Raw genomic sequence first — 20,475 nt, 5'->3', positions numbered from 1 at the left:
TTATTCATTCTCGGCGGTTAACGGCAGTTCAATGCGGAAGCAGACGTCTGCACCGGCGACCGTCGCCAGTTGCAGCTCACCGCGCATGCGACGGATACAGTCCTGAGCGATGCTCAACCCCAGTCCGCTTCCTTTTACCGCCCCTTTTCGCTGGTGACTACCCTGGAAAAAAGGCTCGAAAATCATGGCTCTTTCAGCCTCGGGGATCGGCGTGCCAGTATTGGCGACGTCGATTTGCACCCGTTGTCCAACCTGACGGCTGCGGATCCAAATGTTACCGGATTCCTTGCCGTAGTGCACCGCATTGGAGTAGAGATTATCCAGCACGCGCATTAATAGCGTAGGCTCTGCCCAGCAGATTTCCGCCTCCAGCGCGATTTCGGTGGAAATCATCTTCGCCCGCGCCGGCAAACTGTGCGCGGCGACCACCAAATCGACCATCTCGCGCAGCTCGACGTTCTCGTGTTCCGCCGGGCCATCGGCCAGTTTGCGGTTATAATCCAGCAGCTGTTCAATCAGCTGCTGCAGGTGGCGACTGCTGTTGTCGAGGATCGCCACCACCTCTTTCTGATCGGAAGTCAGCGGCCCCGCCACCTCGTCGGCCAGCAGCTCGGTGCCTTCGCGCATGCTGGCCAGCGGCGTTTTCAACTCGTGCGAGATATGGCGCAAAAATTCGTGGCGCTGCGATTCCAGCCACGCCAACCGCTCGCTCAGCCAAATGATGCGCTGCGCCAGCGAACGCAGCTCGCGCGGCCCTTTGAACGATGCGGTGCTGCCCAGCGCACGCCCCTCCCCCAGGCGGTTGATCATCCGTTCCACGGCCTTGACCGGCCCGATGATCATGCGGGTAAACAGCACCACCAGCAGCACGCTGACCAGGAACAACAGCAGCGCCTGCCAGCCGAAGAACTGGCCGCGCTCGGCGATGGCTTGCTGCAGCTGCTGGCCGCGCGAGAACACCACCGCACGCGTGGCCTGCACCATTTCGGCGTTGGAACGGGAGAACGATTCGAGCAAGGCCGAAGCCTCTTGGTCCGGCCCGCTGTTATGGCATTTGATCGCCGCCAGCTGGGTCAGCAACTGACGCAGCGTTTGGTAGTAGCGCTCGTCCGGCAGAATCGGCGCATGGGCGTCCAGCATCTGCGAATACTGTTTGCGCTGGTTCTGGTACAGCTTCTGCAGCGTAGGATCGACCAGCACGCAGTACTGACGATAGCTGCGCTCCATCTCCAGCGCCACGCTGGTCATCGCCTCGCTGCGCCGCGCGTCCACCAGCGTGGTGCGGTTAATGTCCGCCGCCTGCGCGCTGAGGTGATCCAGGCTCTGGTAGGCTTGATAGGCCAGCACCAACAGCGGTAGCAGCACCAACAGGAAGGCCAGCAGCACCAATTGCCGCAGCGAACGGGGGAATAAACGCCATTTTTTCAACGAAATCATCTCATTCTCTCAGCTCTGTCACGATGCTAACTGACTCGCCGGAAAGAGAAAAGCCCGGCAGGGGAGAATCCTGAACGCACAAGGAAAAAGCGGCAGAATCGGCGAACCGCGCCCATAGGCCTGGCCTGCCGACGGCATGCGGCCCCGGTAACATCAACCGGTGCGAAAACGAGCGTGTGGGGATAGCGTCTGCGTTCGAGGACATAGGCAACGAAAGGGGCATAAGCGCAGCGTTGAGAATTGACATCGGGGCAAGAAACTTGCCCCAACGCAAGGAAAGTGTGGATGCCCTTAAACCTCGTCCCCAGGGTGATGTAGCACAGCGGCTGGCATCGAACAGGACGAATAGCATCCGTAAGTATCCAGGATTGATGAACCCTTCATCACAGTTGGATACAGGCGGTGCCTCACTCCACGTGTCGCCCGATGCTTGATAAAGCCGCTTGCACGGTCTGTTATCGGTTTGGTTGGACGATAGGCACCATTTCTTTGGCATCATTCGGAGGCTTATGAGGCGATTTGCCGTCTAATTACGGCGCCGTCATAAAAAGGTGAATGAGCAGCCGCCGAGAATAATGCACGTAGCGTGCCAATTTTGCAATAAAAATCATAACACAATGATTCCATTTGAAAATAAAACAAAACAAGCAAATTCCATCGTCCATTACACGGTGATGAATGATGAAAAAAACGCCGTGCTGTCGCCAAATGCAGACAACTAAAGTCAAACCTGATTACCGCCAATAAAATCAAACAGTTAAATGTCTCCATTTAGCGACACGAAAAATAGCGCCTGTCGCAAAATGCAGACACTGCCGCCAGACGGCGAACACCGGCCATAAAAAAGGGCGCAATTGCTTGCGCCCTCTGTACGGTGGTGGCCGTTTTTAACCCAGTTGCTTACGGGCGTTGCGGAACATGCGCATCCACGGGCTGTCCTCGCCCCACTCTTCCGGGTGCCAGGAGTTGCTGACGGTGCGGAACACGCGTTCCGGGTGCGGCATCATCACCGTGGCGCGCCCGTTGGCGCTGGTCACGGCGGTAATGCCGTTCGGCGAACCGTTCGGGTTAGCCGGGTAAGCCTCCGTGACCTGACCGGCGTTGTTGACGAAACGCAGCGCCACCAGGCCATGGCTTTCCAGCGCCGCCAGATGCGCCGCATCGCGCACTTCAACGTGCCCTTCACCGTGGGAAACGGCGATCGGCATGCGCGAACCGGTCATACCTTGCATGAACAGCGACGGGCTGGCCGCCACTTCCACCAGGCTGAAGCGCGCCTCGAAGCGATCCGACAGGTTACGCACGAAGCGCGGCCAGTGTTCGGCGCCCGGGATCAGCTCGCGCAGGTTGGACATCATCTGGCAACCGTTGCATACGCCCAGCGCCAGCGTCTGCGGACGGTGGAAGAACGCTTCAAACTCGTCGCGCACCCGCTCGTTGAACAGGATAGACTTCGCCCAGCCTTCGCCGGCGCCCAGAACGTCGCCGTAAGAGAAGCCGCCGCAGGCCACCAGCGTGTGGAAGTCCTGCAGATCGCGGCGCCCGGTCAGCAGATCGCTCATGTGCACGTCCACGGCGTCAAAGCCGGCGCGGTGGAACGCCGCCGCCATTTCAACGTGGGAGTTCACCCCCTGCTCGCGCAGCACCGCCACTTTCGGGCGAGCGCCCTTGGCGATGTACGGCGCGGCGATGTCTTCCTGCGGCGCAAAGGTCAGTTTCACGTTCAGGCCGGGATCTTGTTCATCCTGCTTGGCCTGATGTTCCTGATCGGCGCACGCCGGGTTGTCGCGCAGACGCTGCATCTGCCAGGTGGTTTCCGCCCACCAGGTGCGTAGCGTATTGCGGCTTTCGCTGTACAGCGCCTTGCCGTGTTGGTTGATGACGAAACGATCGCCGGCCTGCGCGCTGCCGATGTGATGCACGTTGTCGGTCAGCCCGTGCTGCGCGAACGCCCGCTTCACGTCGTCAAGACGTTCGGCGCTCACCTGGATCACCGCGCCCAACTCTTCGTTGAACAGCACCGCCAGCGCATCGTCGCCGAGGCCATCGAGGTTAACCTCTACGCCGCAGTGACCGGCGAAGGCCATCTCCGCCAGCGTCACCAGCAGGCCGCCGTCGGCGCGATCGTGGTAAGCCAGCAGGGCGCGATCGGCCACCAACTGCTGCATGGCGTTGAAGAAGCCCGCCAGCTGCGCGACGTTGCGCACGTCGGCAGGTTTATCGCCCAGTTGGCGATAAACCTGCGCCAGCGCGGTGGCGCCCAGCGCGTTATGCCCGTTGCCCAGGTCGATCAACAGCAGCGCGCTGTCGCCCTTATCGGTGCGCAATTGCGGCGTCACGGTATGGCGCACGTCTTCCACACGGGCGAAGGCGGTGATGACCAGCGACAGCGGCGAGGTCATTTCACGTTGCTCATTGCCTTCCTGCCAGCGGGTTTTCATCGACATGGAGTCTTTACCCACCGGAATGGTGATGCCCAGCGCCGGGCACAGTTCTTCACCCACCGCTTTTACCGCCTCGTACAGGCCGGCGTCTTCACCCGGGTGGCCTGCGGCGGCCATCCAGTTGGCGGACAGCTTCACGCGCTTCAGGCTGCCGATTTCCGTAGCGGCCAGGTTGGTCAGCGCTTCCCCGACCGCCAGGCGGCCGGAAGCGGCGAAGTCCAACAGCGCCACCGGCGCGCGTTCGCCGAGCGACATCGCCTCGCCGTAATAACTGTCCAGGCTGGCGGTGGTGACCGCGCAGTCGGCCACCGGGATCTGCCACGGGCCGACCATTTGGTCGCGCGCCACCATGCCGGTGACGGTGCGGTCGCCGATGGTGATCAGGAAGGTTTTCTCCGCGACGGCCGGCAGATGCAGCACGCGTTTCACCGCGTCGGCCAGCGTGATGTTCTCACGCTGCACCGCCTGGCCCTGCGCCTGCAGACGGGTCACGTCGCGGGTCATCTTCGGCGTTTTGCCGAGCAGCACGTCCAGCGGCATGTCGATCGGTTGGTTGTCGAAGTGGCGGTCGTTCAGCGTCAGGTGCTGTTCTTCGGTCGCTTCGCCGATCACCGCGTAAGGCGCGCGCTCGCGGCGGCAGATCTCATCGAACTGCGCCATCTGCGCCGGGGCGATCGCCATCACGTAACGTTCCTGCGATTCGTTGCACCACACTTCCAGCGGGCTCATGCCCGGCTCGTCGTTGAGGATGTCGCGCAGCTCGAAGCGGCCGCCGCGGCCGCCGTCGCTCACCAGTTCCGGCATGGCGTTGGACAGGCCGCCGGCGCCGACGTCATGGATAAACAGGATCGGGTTCTGGTCGCCCAGCTGCCAGCAGCGGTCGATCACTTCCTGACAGCGGCGTTCCATTTCCGGGTTGTCGCGCTGCACCGACGCGAAGTCCAGATCGGCATCGGACTGGCCTGACGCCATCGATGACGCCGCGCCGCCGCCCAGGCCGATATTCATCGCCGGGCCGCCCAGCACCACCAGCTTGGCGCCGACGGTGATTTCCCCTTTCTGGACGTGATCGGCGCGGATGTTGCCGATGCCGCCCGCCAGCATGATCGGTTTGTGGTAGCCGCGCAGCTCGACGCCGTTATGGCTGTTGACGCGCTCTTCATAGGTGCGGAAGTAGCCCAGCAGCGCCGGACGGCCGAATTCGTTGTTGAACGCCGCGCCGCCCAGCGGGCCTTCGGTCATGATATCCAGCGCGGTGACGATGCGTTCCGGTTTGCCGAAGTCCTGCTCCCACGGCTGTTCAAAGCCGGGAATACGCAGGTTGGACACCGAGAAGCCCACCAGGCCGGCCTTCGGCTTGGCGCCGCGGCCGGTGGCGCCCTCGTCGCGGATCTCGCCGCCGGAGCCGGTCGCGGCGCCCGGCCACGGCGAGATCGCCGTCGGGTGGTTGTGAGTTTCCACCTTCATCAGGATGTGCGCGTCTTCCTGATGGTAATCGTACGTGCCGTTGTCCGGCGCGGCGAAGAAGCGGCCGACCTGCGAGCCTTCCATCACGGCGGCGTTGTCTTTATACGCCGACAGCACGTAGTCCGGCGTCTGCTCATAGGTGTTCTTGATCATTTTGAACAGCGATTTAGGTTGCTGTTCGCCGTCGATGATCCAGTCGGCGTTGAAAATCTTGTGGCGGCAATGCTCGGAGTTGGCCTGCGCGAACATATAGAGTTCGATATCCGTCGGGTTGCGCCCCAAACCGGTAAAGGCATTCAGCAGGTAGTCGATCTCGTCCTGCGCCAGCGCCAGGCCGAGCCGGACGTTGGCCTGCTCCAGCGCAGCGCGCCCTGCGCCCAGCACGTCGACCGACTGATACGTCACCGGCTGATGGTGCGCGAACAGCTGTTCGGCCTGTTGCAGCTCGCTGAAGACGGTTTCCATCATGCGATCGTGCAACAGCGCGGCGAGTTGGCGCCATTGGGTTTCCGTCAGCTCGGGCGCCTTGACGTAGAACGCCAGGCCGCGCTCCAACCGCAGCACCTGCTGCAAACCGCAGTTGTGGGCGATGTCGGTGGCTTTGGAAGACCAGGGAGAAATGGTGCCCGGGCGCGGCGTAACCAGCAGCAGCCGGCCTTCGGGAGCGTGTTCGGCGAGAGAAGGACCGTACTTGAGCAGACGCTGAAGCTTGGCGTGTTCTTCGGCACTTAGCGGTGCGCTGACATCGGCAAAGTGGACGTACTCGGCGTAGATATCACTGACGGGCAGGTGAGCGTCCTGGCAGCGGGACAGCAGTTTGGTAATGCGAAAAGCCGATAAAGCGGGCGAACCACGCAGAATTTCCATAATCAAAGTTCTCTCGTCTTCGAAGCGACGGATAAGACGCTTCATTGGGCGCAACAGGGGAAAACGCGCGTCATTATAGAGAATCCTCGCCGCCGACGAAACCGTTTGCGTAGGGATTATTGATAAAAGCATGCCGCACCGTCGAATTGTCATAACGTGTCAATAAAGTTGCACACTGGCGTTTTGTTGCGCAAAATGCCCCCCGCACTGGTGATTTAACCATGAGAAAAGTCGCGGTTGTCGTCGCCGGTGTACCTGTGCCACCACTGGATAACTATTTGAAACGTCTTAAAATAAACTACATCCTCATCGGCGTTGTCACCCTGCTTCTGGCTCTCGCGCTGTGGCCCAATATCACCTGGCGCAGCGGCCAGGGCGGGCAACTCCAGGAGATCATTTCCCGCGGCGAGTTGCGCATCAGCACGCTGAATTCACCGCTGACCTATTTCAACACCAAGCAAGGGCCGGGTGGGCTCGACTACGAACTGGCCAAGCGCTTCGCCAACTACCTCGGGGTGAAGCTGGTGGTGATCCCCCATCAGAACATCAATGACCTGTTCGACGATCTGGACGACGACGACGCCGACCTGCTGGCGGCGGGCCTTATCTACAACCAGGAACGCCTCAGCCGTGCGCGCACCGGCCCGGCCTACTATTCTGTTTCCCAACAGCTGGTGTACCGGCTGGGAACCCCGCGGCCGAAAAGCTTCGCCGACATCAAAGGCAAGCTGGCGGTCGCCTCCGGTTCCGCGCACGTCAGCACGCTAAAACAGCTCAAGCAGGATAAATACCCGGATCTCGCCTGGGAGTCCTCCAGCGATCTCACCTCCAAAGAGCTGCTGGAACGGGTGGCCGACGGCAAGCTGGACTACACCCTCGGCGATTCGGTGACCATCGCGCTGCTGCAGCGCATCCATCCGCAGCTGGCGGTGGCATTCGACGTCACCGACGAAGAGCCGGTCACCTGGTATCTGAAACGCGACGGCGACGACAGTCTGTACGCGGCGATGCTGGATTTCTACAGCCAGATGGTGGACGACGGCACCCTGGCGCGGCTGGAAGAGAAGTACCTCGGCCACGTCGGCAGTTTCGACTATGTGGACACCAAAACCTTCCTGTCGGCCATCGACTCGGTGCTGCCCAACTTCCGCCCGCTGTTCGAGAAGCACGCCAACGAGATCGACTGGAAGCTGCTGGCGGCCATCGCCTATCAGGAATCGCACTGGAATCCGCAGGCCACCTCCCCCACCGGCGTGCGCGGCCTGATGATGCTGACCCGCGCCACCGCCGACGGCCTGGGGGTCAACGACCGCCTCGATCCGGAAGAGAGCATTCAGGGCGGCGCGCTCTACCTGCAGCGGCTGATGGCCAAGGTGCCGGACAGCGTGCCGGAAGACGAGCGTATCTGGTTCTCGCTGGCGGCCTACAACATGGGCTGGGGCCACATGCTGGACGCGCGCAAGCTGACCAAGACGCAAAAAGGCAACCCGGACAGCTGGGTCGACGTCAAACAACGCCTGCCGATGCTCAGCCAAAAGCGCTACTACCCGCAGTTGACCTACGGCTATGCGCGCGGGCGTGAAGCCTACAACTATGTAGAAAATATCCGCCGCTATCAGGTCAGCCTGGTGGGCTATCTGCAGGAAAAAGAGAGAAAGGCGGCGCAAGCGGCCGCCGAGCAGGAGGCGTTGGGGAAAGGCTATCCGACGGTGATGCCGGAACTGGCGCTCAACTACTGATTATTCCGGCTTATCCGCCGCCCGCTGCGCCAGCCTGAGCGCTTTTTTTTGTTCGCGGCGCAGGCGGAAGAAATTGCTCAGGGTGGCGGCGCATTCGTCCGCCAGCACGCCCGAGACGATCTCCACCTGATGGTTCATGCCCGGATGGCGCAGAATGTCCACCAGCGAACCGGCCGCGCCGGTTTTCTCGTCGGCGGCGCCATACACCAACCGGCGGATACGGCTGTGCACCATCGCGCCGGCGCACATCACGCAGGGCTCCAGCGTGACGTACAGCGTGGCGTTCAACAAGCGGTAGTTTTGCAGCACCGCGCCGCCCTGGCGCAGCGCCATGATCTCGGCGTGCGCGGTAGGATCGTGTCGGCCGATCGGGCGGTTCCAGCCCTCGCCGATGACCTGATTGTCCAGCACCAGCAGCGCACCCACCGGCACCTCGCCCTCTTCCTGCGCGCGCAGGGCCAGCTGCAATGCCTGACGCATCCAGTACTCATCGTTATATTCAGTCATCGCATAATTCCTCGTGCGCTTTTGCGGCGGGCATTATACACACTAGCCTCCCTTTGTCGTAGCCGCCCGCCAATGGCTATACTGGCCGAATCAGCATGTGATTCAGGGACAAGAAGCATGAAACTCAGTAAAAAGAACGCCGTCGTGGTGCGCAAGGCGCTGGACGGCTGGGTTGGGGAAGGCGCCATGACGCCCGAACAACGGCAGCAGTTGCTGCTGCATGTGGACGTACAACTTTTCGACTGGCGGCGGCTGGCGCGCTATGCGTTTCTCGCCGCGCTGGCCTCGCTGCTGATCGCCGTCACCAGCCTGTTCGCCGACAGCGCACTGCTTGCATGGCTGAGCGAACTGTTCCGCTTCGACGCGCCGGTACGCATGGCGATCGCCGGGGTGTTGGCGGCGCTGGCCTACGTCTGGGCGCTGCGCCGCCGCCAACGGCACCCGGAAAAACGCTACGGCAACGAGGCGGCATTGTTTGTCGCCGTGTTGCTTACCGCCTGCGCCTTATGGCAGTTGGGGGTCTGGCTGGATAACGGCAGCGGCCGGGTTTCCGTACTGCTGCTGGTCGCCGCGCTGCTGTACGGCGCGATCGGCTGGTTCAGCCGCTCCGGGCTGGTGTGGTGGTTCGCCCTGCTGTCGCTCGGCAATGCCTTCGGCGCAGAGACCGGCTACCTGTCCGGCTGGGGCGCCTACTGGCTCGGCATGAGCTACCCGATTCGCTTTATCGCCTTCGGCGCGGTGCTGATCGCCGCCGCATTGCTGCTGCGGCCGCTATTGGCGCAGCGCGGCCTGCAGCGGGTGTCGCTGGCGATGGGCCTGCTGTACCTGTTCATCGCGCTGTGGCTGCTGTCCATCTTCGGCAACTACGGCGATCTCGACAGCTGGTACCGCGCGCGCCAGATTGAGCTGTTCCACTGGAGCCTGCTGTTCGGGCTGGCCGCCTTCGCCGCCATCTGGCTGGGGTTGAAGCATGACGACGCCATGCTGCGCGGTTTCGGGCTGACCTTCCTCGGCATCAACCTGTACACCCGCCTGTTCGAGTTTTTCTGGGACAGCATGCCGAAGACGATTTTCTTCGCGCTGCTCGGCCTGAGCCTGTGGGCGCTGGGGCATTATGCGGAGAAGATTTGGCAGCTCGGACGCAAACCGCACGACGTGACCGACGACTGATCGCGGCAGCGATAACAGCAAAGGGCGGAATTCTCCGCCCTTTGTTTATTCCAGCTGCTGCAGCTCGCCCTGCTTGCTTACCCGCCAGCGGTGTTCGCAGAAAAACAGCAGCGGATTGTCCTGCTTGCTGTCGCTGTAACCGCTGTAAAGCTTCAGCGGCGCGCCGAGCCGCTGTTCCAACTGCACCACTTTTTGTACGCCCAGACAGCGCAAGGTCAGCACCCAACCGCCGCAGCGTCGCGTGATGCGGCTGCCGATCAACCGCACCCGCGGCAGAAACGCCGAATCCCGATACACCTGCGCCACCAGTTGCTCCGGCGAGCCGGTAATCAGCCACACCTCGGCATCGTGTTCATCCAAATACTGCCGCAGCCGCATTTGCACCACCGGAAACGCGGTCACCTTCTGGCGGAAAGCCTCGATAAACTGCCGCTCCAGCGCCTTCAGCGTCGCTTCGGAGCGCCCGAAAGTGATCGCCCACAGCAGCAGGCTCATCGGCCAACGCGCGGCGCGCCCCAGCAGCAGCAGCGCCAACCCGATCGGCAGCAGCAGCGGTATCACCAGCAACAGGTTCAGCGGTAAGCGGCGCAGCAGAAAGCGCAAGAAACTGCCGAACATATCCTCCTGATGCAGGGTGCCGTCCAGATCGAAAAAGACCACGCGGCGCCCCTCTGCGGCCGGTTGTTGCTGCTTGTCGCTCAAACGCTACTCCTCGGGATCGTTGAACCCCATCATCCAGGTGAAGAGAAAACCGGCGATAATCGTAATCAACATCCCCGCCAGATACAGCATCACCTTACCTGAGACGATGGTCAACGCCAAAGGCAGCCCCGAAATGCCGAAGGTGATGACCGTCGCCACCTTCCAGTAGCTGATTAACGCGCCGCCGACCGCGCCGCCGAGGCAGGCGCCGATAAACGGCCGGCCCAGCGGCAGCGTCACCCCGAAGATCAGCGGCTCGCCGATGCCGAGAATGCCGACCGGCAATGCCCCTTTGATCACCTGCTTCAGCCGCGCGTTGCGGGTTTTCAACAGCACCGCCAACGCCGCCCCCACCTGCCCGACGCCGGCCATCGCCAGGATCGGCAACAGCGGGTTGGAACCGTGCGCCTGCACCAGCTCGACGTGGATCGGCACCAGCCCCTGATGCAGGCCGGAGAGCACCAGCGGCAGGAACAGCCCCGAGAGCAGCGCCCCCACCAGCAGCCCGCCCTTGTCGATCGCCAGATTGGCGCCGTGGGCAATGGCATCGGAAATATAACCCCCGATCGGCTGCAGGATCAGGATCGCCAATGAAGCGGTGACCAGCGTGGTCAGCAGCGGGTTAAGGATCAGCTCGACCGACTCCGGCAACAGCGTGCGCAGGCGTTTCTCCACCCAGCACATCAACGCCACCACCAGCAGCACGGCGATTACCCCGCCGCGCCCCGGCTGCAGCGCCTCCCCGAACAACGTGATCTGCGCCAGCGCCGGGCTGGAGAGAATGCCGGCCATCACGCCGCCCATCGCCTGCGAGCCGCCGAATACCCGCGCGGCGTTGACCCCGACCAGAATGTTCATGATGGCGAACACCGCGCTGCCGAAGATCGCCAGCAGCCCCAGCGCGTTCGGGTAGTCCACGGCCAGCTGACCGGCGATGTCGGGCCGTTTCAGCAGGTTGATGATGCCGGTGATCAGGCCCGAGGCGATAAACGCCGGGATCAGCGGAATAAAAACGTCGGCCAGCTTTTTCAGCGCGCCGCTCATCGGCGCAGCGTATTTTTGCTTGGCCTGCACCTTGGTGCGGGCGGCGTCACCAACGGCGGGCTGCGCGCTGCCGCTCAACAGCCCGCGCATGGCGTCCACCACCTTGGCGGCGGCGCCCGGGCCGACGATAAACTGATGCTGCTCACCCTGTTTGATATAGCCCTTCACGCCGGGCAACTGCTTGAGAGCGGCCAGATCCAGACGCTGCTCGTCGCTGACTTCGACGCGCACCCGCGTCATGCAGTTCTCCAGTTTGAGGATATTGCCCTCGCCCCCCACGCCCGCCAGGATCTGTGTCGCCAATGCCGTTGTCTTGTCCATCGCCGCCCCCACCGTGAATTAACGCGCCAGCGCCGCGCGCAGGTAGCCGTCGTGCCGCTGCAGCCGCTGCTGCGCCTCTTCGGCGCTGACGCCGGCCAAAAGCATCAGGATCGCCGGTTTAACCTCAAAGCCGGTCTGCGCCAGCGCCGCCTCCGCCTGAGCGCGTTCGGCGCCGGTGGCCTCTACCACGATGCGGCAGGCGCGATCCACCAGTTTGACGTTGGTGGCCTTCACGTCCACCATCAGGTTCTGGTAGACCTTGCCCAGTTTGACCATCGCGCCGGTCGACAGCATGTTGAGCACCAGTTTCTGCGCAGTGCCGGATTTCAGGCGCGTCGAACCGGTCAGCGCCTCCGGCCCCACCACCGGCGAAATCGCCACCTGCGCTTCGTGCGCAATCGGCGAATCCGGGTTGCAGGAGATGGCCGCCGTCGGGCAACCCAGCCCGCGCGCATAGCGCAGCGCGCCGATCACGTAAGGCGTGCGCCCCGAGGCCGCCAACCCCACCACCATATCGACGGCGGTCAGGTTCAGCGCCCGGAGATCGGCCTCGCCCAGGGTCTCGTCATCTTCCGCCCCCTCCACCGCTTTGAGCAGCGCACCCGGCCCGCCGGCGATTAGCCCCACCACCACACCGTGCGGCACGCCGAAAGTCGGCGGGCACTCGGAGGCATCCAATACGCCCAGGCGGCCGCTGGTGCCGGCGCCCAAATAAATCAACCGGCCGCCGGCCTTCAACGCCGCCGCGGCCAAATCGACCGCCTGCGCAATCGCCGGCAGCACCTGTTCAATCGCCTCCGGCACCTTGCGATCTTCCTGGTTAAAGCAACGGACCATGTCCAGCGTCGACATTTCATCCAGCCCCATGGTGGCCGGGTTGCGGGTTTCCGATACCAGTGCGCCTAAGTTCATCTGTTCACCTTTGAATTTTTAATTCACAAAACTTAATCAATATTTGAATATTTTATTCAACAAAGCGAGCGCTATTTGCTATTTTAACGGTGAGCTCACAAAAATTTTCACCGCGCGTTTTCGCCCTCTGCATGGCAAAATGGCCGCTGGTTTCCAGGGAAAGAACAATGAGTACCCTTCTGCGCATTCGCCAGATGTATCCGACACTGGCGCAAAACGACCGCAAGCTGGCGGACTTTCTGCTGAATAACGCCGAGCAGGCGCGCCATCTCAGCTCGCAAAAGCTGGCCCAGTTGGCCGGCATCAGCCAGTCGAGCGTGGTGAAGTTCGCCCAAAAACTGGGCTATAAAGGTTTCCCGGCGCTGAAGCTGGCGCTGAGCGAGACGCTGGCTCAGCCACAGGTTGAACCGGTAGTGACCGTTCACAACCACATCCTCAGCAGCGACACGCTGAAAACCGTCGGTGAAAAGCTGCTGGCGGAAAAGCAGGCGGCGCTGCGCGCGACGCTGGACATCAACAGCGAAGAACGGCTGCATCAGGCGCTGGACATGCTGCGCCAGGCGCGCCGGGTGATGCTGATCGGCATCGGCGCCTCCGGGCTGGTGGCCAAGGATTTTTCCTTCAAGCTGCTGAAAATCGGCGTGATGGCGGTGGCCGAAGCGGACATGCACGTCCAGTTGGCGGCGGTGCAGGCGCTGGACAAGCGCGATCTGCTGCTGGCTATCTCCTTTAGCGGCGAACGGCGTGAAATCAATCTGGCGGCGGAAGAGGCGCGCCAGGCCGGCGCCAGGGTGCTGGCGCTGACCAGCTTCTCGCCCAATGGTCTGCAGCAGCGCGCGGACCACTGCCTCTATACCATCGCCGAAGAGCCCCATACCCGCAGCGCGGCCATCTCCTCCAGCACGGCCCAGTTCGCCCTCACCGACCTGTTGTTTATGGCCCTGATCCAGCACGATCTCGATCATGCCCGCGATCGCATCAAGCACAGCGAACAGTTAATGAAAAAGTTGGTTTGACCGGTATAATGCCGCTGCGACAAATACCCCTGTTAATAATGAGAGATACGTCATGGCCCTGCTAGACACATCCCATGAGTAACACAAGTAGCGTGTATTTCCTCTTCGTAATCTTTATTCTTGATAACATAACAAAAATATATCAGAGGTTGTAATGACCAAAAATGAAACAAAAGAGAGATGCAGAGAGCTCTATCTAGCTTGGGAAGGTCGTCAAGAAAAAGGGCCTGCAAAGGGATTACTGTTCCAAGCGCATATACGTAAACAGAATGATTTTTCCTCTTATACTTATGGTGTTGCCAGCATGCATCAGGTCGTGCAAGGTTGGGTAGAGGAATGGGAACAATTATACGGTCAGTAGAATGCGCTTGACTTAGGGTTGCCACCTTCTAAAAATGCTCCCCTACCGATGCTCAAGCAGGCTGAACAAAACGAGGTAGCAAATTTTAGATAGGGTAAGCGTTCACATTTTCAATAGCTGCGGTTTGCTCTTCAACGTCAGGCGCTGGCATTTTCAAGAGAAGATCAATCCAGCGGCCCCTCCGGGATACCTATTAACTCCCCTAAGAACTGATATCTGCTCCAACCACCAGTCCAGCAATAGTGATACTGCCAATCATGTAAGTCTCTGCGGCGGTACTGGTTACCGGTTCGGGCATGAGTTATCTCCTGTGTTAGCTCAGCCGATGCCGGGCGTTAGAACTGAACCACATTCCTTGAGCATTCTCAGAATATTAATAATGTGGTTAAATACCGTACTTTTACCTTTTAAAGAGTTGAGGCATGCCTGCTAACGATAACCCTGGGAAACTGATCTGGCACGTTGCATGTGACGAATCAGGCATTGATGGTCAGCGTTTTTATGGATTCGGTAGCCTTTGGATGAAATACCAAAGGAGGGGTGATTTCGCTCGTATAATCCGTGAACTCAGAGAGAAACATGGTTATTTCGAAGAAATTAAATGGACAAAAACCAACTCTAAAAAATTTGCAAATTTCCACATCGAGTTGATTGAAACCTTCTTTAAGCATAAATGGCTAGCTTTCCACTGCATCATTGTTGAAAAGTCCATCGTGGATAAAAGCTATCACGGTGGTGATTATGATCTTGCAATGAGAAAGCACTTTACAAAGCTCATGACTACCAAAATCGGGAATGTTATACGTGCTCACCCTGAGCGTGATTGCGTTTTCCGAGTCGAGGTAGATCCCCTTCCGTCCAGATATAAAAAGGCGGACGAGGCATTTCATATTATTGCTAATAATATGATATGCAAATCATTCGGAATTAAAGACATTATTTCATCTGTCGTAACGAAAGACTCGAAATCTTCTGAGCACATTCAGATATCAGACTTTTTCTTAGGGGCTGTAATGAGCGCTTTTCAGGGAAAAATCGAATCTGAAGTCAAAAAGAACTTGGCGAGTAACGTTGCAAAACACCTGGGATGGGACTCTCTTAAGCACGACACATGGCCTTCAGAGAGAAAATTCAATATCTGGTTCTTCTATGATAAGACGAAGGGGCCACGCGATATTGAAACAAAGCCAACAGAACTACTATATCCATTGTCTTGAAGCAAGGAGCCGACCTCTCAGCCGGCGCGGTTGGAGTCCCAGTCGATGCGACGAAGTTACCAACTTGGCGGTTTACTTTTGGGAGCCGCCTCTTCATTCCCAAAACCGAATGTGCCCACGATAGCTAAATAAACCTCGTATTGCAATCCATTGGTTTAAATGACCTCTGTATCATCCTTCAAACAACTGTTCTTAGCGCAACCAAAGGGATGCAATGACCTTTGACATGAGCACCTGGCGGACGGGGTGTTATCTCACCCTCTCCGCCACCCACTTCACAAACATTAGTCTGGAAATAAAAAAGCCCCGGAGGTTATCCGAGGCTTTGAAGTCGTCACCCGATTAGCTTCAAATCAGCTTTTCGGTGGGTCTTTTGGTCTTGGTAGAAGTTTTCATGAGACCCCACACTAAGTAGGTAGAGCTCCAATTTATCTTCCACCCAACTGTAACCCAGAAGGGTTAAGCGATTGTTAAGCTGAAATTTGTGGACACGAAGGAATGATAAATCTCCCTTCTTTAATTCACCAATCTCAGGATTTGCAATTATCGCATCGATTTCATCTTCAACGATTTCTTGCAACGCTTCAGGCAGTTTATCAAGAGCTTTCTCAAAGCGGCGGCTCTGATAAACATCAACCTCGTTTTCTTGCTGTTCTTCTGACATAGCGAGTTACCTTGTTGTTCTTGATTTCACTTTGTGCAAGCAAGGCTTCGCTGATGAAACTGAATGGCAAATCAGGGTTATCTTCGGCTATACGGCCGATTCTAGCCCAGTGCTCAATCTGCTTCGGTATGCTCCTGCTGGAGGCGTCAGCGTAAACCTTAACATCGCTTACAAAGTCATCGTCTAAGCGGATGCTGGTTGCCATTTTATATCCTCGGGTTCAGGTTTTCGGGTTTTCGGGTTTTCGGGTTTTCGGGTTTTCGGGTTTTCGGGTTTTCGGGTTTTCGGGTTTTCGGGTTTTCGGGTTTTCGGGTTTTCGGGTTTTCGGGTTTTCGGGTTTTCGTCCTGAGGCCCGCTGAAGATAATGCGACACTTTGTCGCAAAAAGCAATCCTATGTAGCAAAAATAACCAGAATTCGCACTCCTCCTCGGCATCACCAGTAGTAATCAGCATCTCTCCAGCCAAGAGCTCATCATTTTTGGGGATATACTGCATCTGTGTTACAGTGCGCGGCATTGATATTTCCTTGTATCAGAGGCCACCAACACTAAGCTCACACATGGTGTTAAATCTGGGGGCTAAAAAAGCATGTGTTGCCATTCTGTGTTGCTGAACATGGGTTTTCAATGCTTCAAACACTGTATAAATACACACGCATTACGGAATCGTGCGCAATAACAAAATCCTATAATCGCATGATTTAAATAGATTAAACTCGTAAGTGAACGATATGGCATTATTAATAACAAAGCGGTGCATCAACTGCGACATGTGCGAGCCGGAATGCCCGAACCAGGCAATTTCGATGGGTGATGACATTTACCAAATCGATACCGATCGCTGCACCGAGTGCGTTGGTCATTACGATACGCCGACCTGTCAGCAGGTTTGCCCTATCGACAACACCATCATCACCGATCCGCAGCATCGCGAGACTAATGAGCAGCTGTGGGACAAGTTCGTGGTGTTGCACCACGCCGATCGCATTTAATCGCCGCAGGACTGACAAGGGCGCCACAGGCGCCCTTTCTCTTTTCAGCTTTCGACGATCACCGTCGCGCAGGCATAACGCCGTTCGTCGGCCAGCGAAACGTGGATCGCGGTGACCCCCATCTCCCCCGCCAGTTCGGCGGCGCGACCGTGCAAACGAATATTCGGCTTGCCCAGCGCATCGTTGAACACTTCGAACTGGTTGAACGCCAGGCCGTTGCGAATGCCGGTGCCGAACGCCTTGGCGGCGGCCTCTTTCACCGCGAAACGTTTGGCCAGAAAGCGGATCGGCTGCTGGTGCTGCTGATACAGCGCCCACTCGGCGTCGCTTAGCACCCGGCGCGCCAGACGATCGCCGCTGCGCTCCACCACCGCTTCGATACGCGCCATCTCGACGATGTCGGTACCCAGCCCGAGCACCGCCATTACCGGCGCGCTTCCCGCATCAACACTTTCATGTCGGCAACCGCGGCCGGCAGCCCGCTCATCACCGCCTGGCCGATAATCGCATGGCCGATGTTGAGCTCGTGCATTTCCGGCAGCGCGGCGATCGGCTGCACGTTATGGTAGGTCAGGCCGTGGCCGGCGTTGACCTTCAGCCCCTTCTCGGCCGCGTAGGCGGCGGCTACCGCGATGCGACGCAGCTCGGCCTGTACCGCCAGCTCGCCCTGCGCTTCCGCGTAGGCGCCGGTGTGGATTTCGATGTAAGGGGCGCCCACCGCCACCGCCGCGTCGATCTGGCGATGATCGGGATCGATGAACAGCGAAACCAGAATGCCCGCCTGCGCCAGGCGCTCAACCGCCACGCTCATTTTGTCCAGCTGGCCGGCGACGTCCAGGCCGCCTTCGGTGGTCACTTCCTCGCGTTTTTCCGGCACCAGGCAGCAGAAATGCGGCTGCAGCTCAATGGCGATGTCCAGCATCTCGTCGGTCACCGCCATCTCCAGGTTCATGCGCGTCTGGATGGTCTGGCGCAACAAGCGCACGTCGCGGTCGGTGATATGGCGGCGATCTTCGCGCAGATGCACGGTAATGCCGTCGGCCCCCGCCTGTTCGGCAATGAATGCCGCCTGAACCGGATCCGGGTATTGGGTTCCGCGCGCGTTACGTAACGTGGCGATGTGATCGATATTGACGCCCAGCAGCAAATCAGCCATGACAACCTCTAAATACGATTTTCAGTGCCAGCAGTTTACACGCGGGCGCAGGGCGGCAAAAGGGGAAAAGGTCAGGCGTCGTCGACCGGCGTATTCGGCTGTTTGCGCACGAATTGGCGGAACAGTTCGCGGCTCTTCAACGGCTTGCCGCCGAGGTAGGGCTTCAGCGCCATGCGGGTGAAGCGCTTGGCGGCGCGCAGCGTCTCGGCATCGGGAAACTGCCGTTCCGCCAGCGCGCGCAGTTCGCGCCCGGTGAAGCTGTAATGATCCACCACCAGGCTGGCGATAAAGCCTTTCTCTTCGCGGTAGCGGTAGGTCATGGCGTCATCCACCGGCAGGCCGCTGCCGGCGCAGTGCAGAAAATCGAGGCCGTAGCCGAGATGATGCAACAAAGCCAGCTCGAACTGGCGCAGCGCCTGTTCCGGCGAACTGTCTTCCGCCGCCAGCGCCTGCAGGCATTGCAAGTAGTCGAAGAACAGCACCGAGTAGTTGGTTTCCTGCTCCAGCACGCGCGCCAGCAGTTCGTTCACGTACAGGCCGCTGTAAAGCATCATGCCGCTGAGGGGTAAACCGAGAGAGACCGCTTCGGCGTTGCGCAGCGTTTTCACTTCGCCGCGGCCGCCCCAGCGCACTAACAGGGGGGTAAAGGGTTGCAGGCAACCCTTCAGATTGGAGCGGCGGCTGCGCGCGCCTTTCGCCAGCAAACGCACCCGCCCATGACCTTCGGTAAACAGATCCAGCATCAGACTGGTTTCACTGTACGGCCGCCCATGCAGGACGAAAGCGCGCTCCCAGCCGTCCACGGATCGTTACTTCAGATCGTCAACATAGCCCAGGCTGCGCAGCGCACGTTCGTCGTCCGCCCAACCGGATTTCACTTTCACCCACAGCTCGAGATGCACTTTGGCGTCGAACATCTGTTCCATGTCCTGGCGCGCTTCGATGCCGATGGTTTTGATCTTGGCGCCCTTGTTGCCGATGACCATTTTCTTCTGGCCTTCGCGCTCGACCAGGATCAGGCCGTGCACATCGTAGCCGCCGCGATCGTTGGCCACGAACTGTTCGATTTCTACCGTCACCGAGTACGGCAGCTCTTCGCCCAGGAAACGCATCAACTTCTCGCGGATGATCTCAGACGCCATAAAGCGCTGGGAACGATCGGTGATGTAATCTTCCGGGAAGTGGTGTTCCGCTTCCGGCAGCAGCTTGCGCACGATGCCGGCGATGGTGTCGACGTTCATCCCTTTCTCGGCGGAGATAGGCACCACGTCGAGGAAATTCATCTGCTGGCTGAGGAACGCGATATGCGGCAACAGCTTGGATTTGTCGGTAACGTTATCGACCTTGTTGATCGCCAGCAGTACCGGGCAACGCAGGCTGCGCAGCTTGTTGACCACCATTTCGTCGTCGGCGGTCCAGTTGGTGCCTTCGACCACGAAGATCACCAGCTCAACGTCGCCGATCGAGCTGCTGGCCGCGCGGTTCATCAAACGGTTGATGGCGCGTTTTTCTTCGATGTGCAGCCCTGGGGTATCGACGTAGATCGCCTGATAGGCGCCATCGGTGTCGATGCCCATGATGCGGTGACGGGTCGTCTGCGGCTTACGCGACGTAATGGAAACCTTCTGCCCCAGCAGTTGGTTCAGCAACGTCGATTTGCCCACGTTCGGGCGGCCGACGATGGCGATAAACCCGCAGTGTTGTTTTACTTCGCTCATTCAAGCTCCAGCTTTTTCAGCGCTTGTTCCGCTGCCGCCTGCTCGGCTTTACGGCGGCTCGAGCCGGTGCCCACCACGGGCTCGCTCAAACCACTCACCTGGCAGTGGATGGTAAACTCCTGGTCGTGCGCTTCTCCGCGAACCTGCACCACCAAATAAGAAGGCAACGGCAGATGACGCCCCTGCAAAAATTCCTGCAAACGGGTTTTCGGGTCTTTCTGCTTATCGCCGGGGCTGATTTCGTCCAACCGGCTGCGATACCAGTCCAAAATCAGGCGCTCGACGGTCTGGATGTCGCTGTCCAGGAACACGCCGCCGATCAATGCCTCCACCGTATCCGCCAGGATTGACTCGCGGCGGAACCCACCACTTTTCAATTCGCCCGGCCCAAGCCGCAGACATTCGCCCAGGTCAAACTCGCGCGCCATCTCCGCCAGCGTGTTGCCGCGCACCAGCGTGGCGCGCATGCGGCTCATGTCGCCCTCGTCTACGCGAGGAAAACGGTGATAGAGCGCATTGGCGATGACAAAGCTCAGAATCGAGTCACCCAGAAACTCAAGACGTTCATTGTGTTTACTGCTGGCGCTGCGGTGAGTCAAAGCCTGCAGTAAAAGCTCCTGCTGTTGAAAAGTGTAGCCCAGCTTCCGCTGCAGCCTGTTTATTACGATGGGGTTCATGAGTTACCAATAGATCAAGAATGCGTCAAAAACTTGCAGCACACGGAACAGGCCTGCTTCGCCG

The 20,475-nt window shown here is 59.3% G+C and carries 20 protein-coding genes; 6 read left to right on the top strand and 14 right to left on the bottom strand.

Annotation, left to right across the window (positions count from 1 at the left end; genetic code table 11):
* Positions 1-1,437, bottom strand: a complete 1,437-nt coding sequence (locus tag ACJ8KE_RS19880) for a sensor histidine kinase (RefSeq protein ID WP_004941357.1) — start codon at positions 1,435-1,437, stop codon at positions 1-3.
* Between the two features lie 887 nt (positions 1,438-2,324).
* On the bottom strand, positions 2,325-6,218 hold the full coding sequence (gene purL / locus ACJ8KE_RS19875) for a phosphoribosylformylglycinamidine synthase (RefSeq protein WP_442517365.1): 3,894 nt from the start codon (positions 6,216-6,218) through the stop codon (positions 2,325-2,327).
* A gap of 275 nt (positions 6,219-6,493) precedes the next feature.
* Between purL and mltF the strand changes: the two genes are divergently transcribed.
* Entirely contained in the window at positions 6,494-7,954 is a 1,461-nt protein-coding gene (gene mltF / locus ACJ8KE_RS19870; protein ID WP_004941352.1) for a membrane-bound lytic murein transglycosylase MltF, read from the top strand.
* On the opposite strand, the gene tadA is transcribed toward mltF, so the two are convergent.
* Complete coding sequence (gene tadA, locus ACJ8KE_RS19865) at positions 7,955-8,461, bottom strand: tRNA adenosine(34) deaminase TadA (protein WP_015378796.1); 507 nt, start codon at positions 8,459-8,461, stop codon at positions 7,955-7,957.
* Positions 8,462-8,578: 117 nt separating this feature from the next.
* Between tadA and ACJ8KE_RS19860 the strand changes: the two genes are divergently transcribed.
* Positions 8,579-9,631 (top strand): DUF2157 domain-containing protein, encoded by a 1,053-nt coding sequence (locus ACJ8KE_RS19860; RefSeq protein WP_176062765.1) that lies wholly within the window; start codon positions 8,579-8,581, stop codon positions 9,629-9,631.
* Positions 9,632-9,676: 45 nt separating this feature from the next.
* Here the strand turns inward: ACJ8KE_RS19860 and yfhb are convergent, their stop codons facing one another.
* Genes yfhb through murQ form a run of 3 tightly spaced genes read right to left on the bottom strand, consistent with a single transcriptional unit; the run spans position 9,677 to position 12,610 of the window.
* Positions 9,677-10,333 (bottom strand): phosphatidylglycerophosphatase C, encoded by a 657-nt coding sequence (gene yfhb / locus ACJ8KE_RS19855; RefSeq protein ID WP_261420292.1) that lies wholly within the window; start codon positions 10,331-10,333, stop codon positions 9,677-9,679.
* A gap of 3 nt (positions 10,334-10,336) precedes the next feature.
* Entirely contained in the window at positions 10,337-11,698 is a 1,362-nt protein-coding gene (locus tag ACJ8KE_RS19850) for a PTS transporter subunit EIIC (RefSeq protein ID WP_234213080.1), read from the bottom strand.
* 18 nt (positions 11,699-11,716) lie between these two features.
* Positions 11,717-12,610 (bottom strand): N-acetylmuramic acid 6-phosphate etherase, encoded by an 894-nt coding sequence (gene murQ / locus ACJ8KE_RS19845; RefSeq protein WP_049299990.1) that lies wholly within the window; start codon positions 12,608-12,610, stop codon positions 11,717-11,719.
* 167 nt (positions 12,611-12,777) lie between these two features.
* Here murQ and ACJ8KE_RS19840 point away from each other — a divergent pair, with 167 nt between their 5' ends.
* From ACJ8KE_RS19840 to ACJ8KE_RS19830, 3 genes are all read left to right on the top strand, one after another.
* Entirely contained in the window at positions 12,778-13,626 is an 849-nt protein-coding gene (locus tag ACJ8KE_RS19840) for a MurR/RpiR family transcriptional regulator (RefSeq protein ID WP_033639602.1), read from the top strand.
* A gap of 154 nt (positions 13,627-13,780) precedes the next feature.
* Entirely contained in the window at positions 13,781-13,987 is a 207-nt protein-coding gene (locus ACJ8KE_RS19835) for a hypothetical protein (RefSeq protein ID WP_131818043.1), read from the top strand.
* Between the two features lie 422 nt (positions 13,988-14,409).
* Positions 14,410-15,204 (top strand): DUF3800 domain-containing protein, encoded by a 795-nt coding sequence (locus tag ACJ8KE_RS19830; protein WP_123867326.1) that lies wholly within the window; start codon positions 14,410-14,412, stop codon positions 15,202-15,204.
* 334 nt (positions 15,205-15,538) lie between these two features.
* Here ACJ8KE_RS19830 and ACJ8KE_RS19825 read toward each other — a convergent pair whose 3' ends face one another.
* The 3 genes from ACJ8KE_RS19825 to ACJ8KE_RS19815 are packed head-to-tail and all read right to left on the bottom strand — an operon-like array spanning position 15,539 to position 16,385.
* Complete coding sequence (locus ACJ8KE_RS19825) at positions 15,539-15,868, bottom strand: type II toxin-antitoxin system RelE/ParE family toxin (protein ID WP_064290143.1); 330 nt, start codon at positions 15,866-15,868, stop codon at positions 15,539-15,541.
* Positions 15,837-16,073: a ParD-like family protein gene (locus tag ACJ8KE_RS19820; protein ID WP_072271223.1), complete on the bottom strand. Its 237-nt coding sequence runs from the start codon at positions 16,071-16,073 to the stop codon at positions 15,837-15,839. Before ACJ8KE_RS19820 ends, ACJ8KE_RS19825 begins: the two co-directional genes overlap by 32 nt.
* Positions 16,074-16,088: 15 nt before the next feature.
* Entirely contained in the window at positions 16,089-16,385 is a 297-nt protein-coding gene (locus tag ACJ8KE_RS19815; RefSeq protein WP_442517356.1) for a hypothetical protein, read from the bottom strand.
* A 214-nt stretch (positions 16,386-16,599) separates the two neighbouring features.
* Here ACJ8KE_RS19815 and ACJ8KE_RS19810 point away from each other — a divergent pair, with 214 nt between their 5' ends.
* A complete protein-coding gene (locus ACJ8KE_RS19810) occupies positions 16,600-16,860 on the top strand; it encodes a YfhL family 4Fe-4S dicluster ferredoxin (protein WP_123867324.1) in 261 nt (86 codons plus the stop codon).
* A gap of 44 nt (positions 16,861-16,904) precedes the next feature.
* Here the strand turns inward: ACJ8KE_RS19810 and acpS are convergent, their stop codons facing one another.
* The 5 genes from acpS to rnc all read right to left on the bottom strand — a co-directional run bounded on the left by acpS (position 16,905) and on the right by rnc (position 20,411).
* Positions 16,905-17,285, bottom strand: a complete 381-nt coding sequence (gene acpS / locus ACJ8KE_RS19805) for a holo-ACP synthase (protein WP_004929169.1) — start codon at positions 17,283-17,285, stop codon at positions 16,905-16,907.
* Positions 17,285-18,016, bottom strand: coding sequence for a pyridoxine 5'-phosphate synthase (gene pdxJ / locus ACJ8KE_RS19800; protein WP_016929790.1), 732 nt, complete (start codon positions 18,014-18,016; stop codon positions 17,285-17,287). Before pdxJ ends, acpS begins: the two co-directional genes overlap by 1 nt.
* 71 nt (positions 18,017-18,087) lie before the next feature.
* Positions 18,088-18,819, bottom strand: coding sequence for a DNA repair protein RecO (gene recO / locus ACJ8KE_RS19795; RefSeq protein WP_004929165.1), 732 nt, complete (start codon positions 18,817-18,819; stop codon positions 18,088-18,090).
* 6 nt (positions 18,820-18,825) lie between these two features.
* Positions 18,826-19,734 (bottom strand): GTPase Era, encoded by a 909-nt coding sequence (gene era / locus ACJ8KE_RS19790; protein WP_004929162.1) that lies wholly within the window; start codon positions 19,732-19,734, stop codon positions 18,826-18,828.
* Positions 19,731-20,411 carry a ribonuclease III gene (gene rnc / locus ACJ8KE_RS19785; RefSeq protein WP_004929158.1) on the bottom strand — a complete coding sequence of 227 codons (681 nt, stop codon included), beginning with the start codon at positions 20,409-20,411 and terminating at the stop codon, positions 19,731-19,733. Before rnc ends, era begins: the two co-directional genes overlap by 4 nt.
* Positions 20,412-20,475: the final 64 nt, after the last annotated feature.

The organism is Serratia sp. CY56464 (assembly GCF_052168435.1).
GTDB lineage: Bacteria > Pseudomonadota > Gammaproteobacteria > Enterobacterales > Enterobacteriaceae > Serratia > Serratia marcescens.
The sequence above is the reverse complement of the archived record's forward strand: the minus strand, read 5'-3'. Positions and strand labels throughout refer to the sequence as shown.

Excerpts from the sequence above, each read along its gene's own strand:
- era (WP_004929162.1), bottom strand. The coding sequence starts at position 19,734 with ATGAGCGAAGTAAAACAACACTGCGGGTTTATCGCCATCGTCGGCCGC.
- pdxJ (WP_016929790.1), bottom strand. The coding sequence starts at position 18,016 with ATGGCTGATTTGCTGCTGGGCGTCAATATCGATCACATCGCCACGTTA.
- ACJ8KE_RS19840 (WP_033639602.1), top strand. The coding sequence starts at position 12,778 with ATGAGTACCCTTCTGCGCATTCGCCAGATGTATCCGACACTGGCGCAA.
- ACJ8KE_RS19825 (WP_064290143.1), bottom strand. The coding sequence starts at position 15,868 with ATGTCAGAAGAACAGCAAGAAAACGAGGTTGATGTTTATCAGAGCCGC.
- ACJ8KE_RS19835 (WP_131818043.1), top strand. The coding sequence starts at position 13,781 with ATGACCAAAAATGAAACAAAAGAGAGATGCAGAGAGCTCTATCTAGCT.
- acpS (WP_004929169.1), bottom strand. The coding sequence starts at position 17,285 with ATGGCGGTGCTCGGGCTGGGTACCGACATCGTCGAGATGGCGCGTATC.
- ACJ8KE_RS19880 (WP_004941357.1), bottom strand. The coding sequence starts at position 1,437 with ATGATTTCGTTGAAAAAATGGCGTTTATTCCCCCGTTCGCTGCGGCAA.
- ACJ8KE_RS19820 (WP_072271223.1), bottom strand. The coding sequence starts at position 16,073 with ATGGCAACCAGCATCCGCTTAGACGATGACTTTGTAAGCGATGTTAAG.
- ACJ8KE_RS19810 (WP_123867324.1), top strand. The coding sequence starts at position 16,600 with ATGGCATTATTAATAACAAAGCGGTGCATCAACTGCGACATGTGCGAG.
- tadA (WP_015378796.1), bottom strand. The coding sequence starts at position 8,461 with ATGACTGAATATAACGATGAGTACTGGATGCGTCAGGCATTGCAGCTG.
- ACJ8KE_RS19860 (WP_176062765.1), top strand. The coding sequence starts at position 8,579 with ATGAAACTCAGTAAAAAGAACGCCGTCGTGGTGCGCAAGGCGCTGGAC.
- ACJ8KE_RS19815 (WP_442517356.1), bottom strand. The coding sequence starts at position 16,385 with ATGCCGCGCACTGTAACACAGATGCAGTATATCCCCAAAAATGATGAG.
- ACJ8KE_RS19850 (WP_234213080.1), bottom strand. The coding sequence starts at position 11,698 with ATGGACAAGACAACGGCATTGGCGACACAGATCCTGGCGGGCGTGGGG.
- ACJ8KE_RS19830 (WP_123867326.1), top strand. The coding sequence starts at position 14,410 with ATGCCTGCTAACGATAACCCTGGGAAACTGATCTGGCACGTTGCATGT.
- rnc (WP_004929158.1), bottom strand. The coding sequence starts at position 20,411 with ATGAACCCCATCGTAATAAACAGGCTGCAGCGGAAGCTGGGCTACACT.
- murQ (WP_049299990.1), bottom strand. The coding sequence starts at position 12,610 with ATGAACTTAGGCGCACTGGTATCGGAAACCCGCAACCCGGCCACCATG.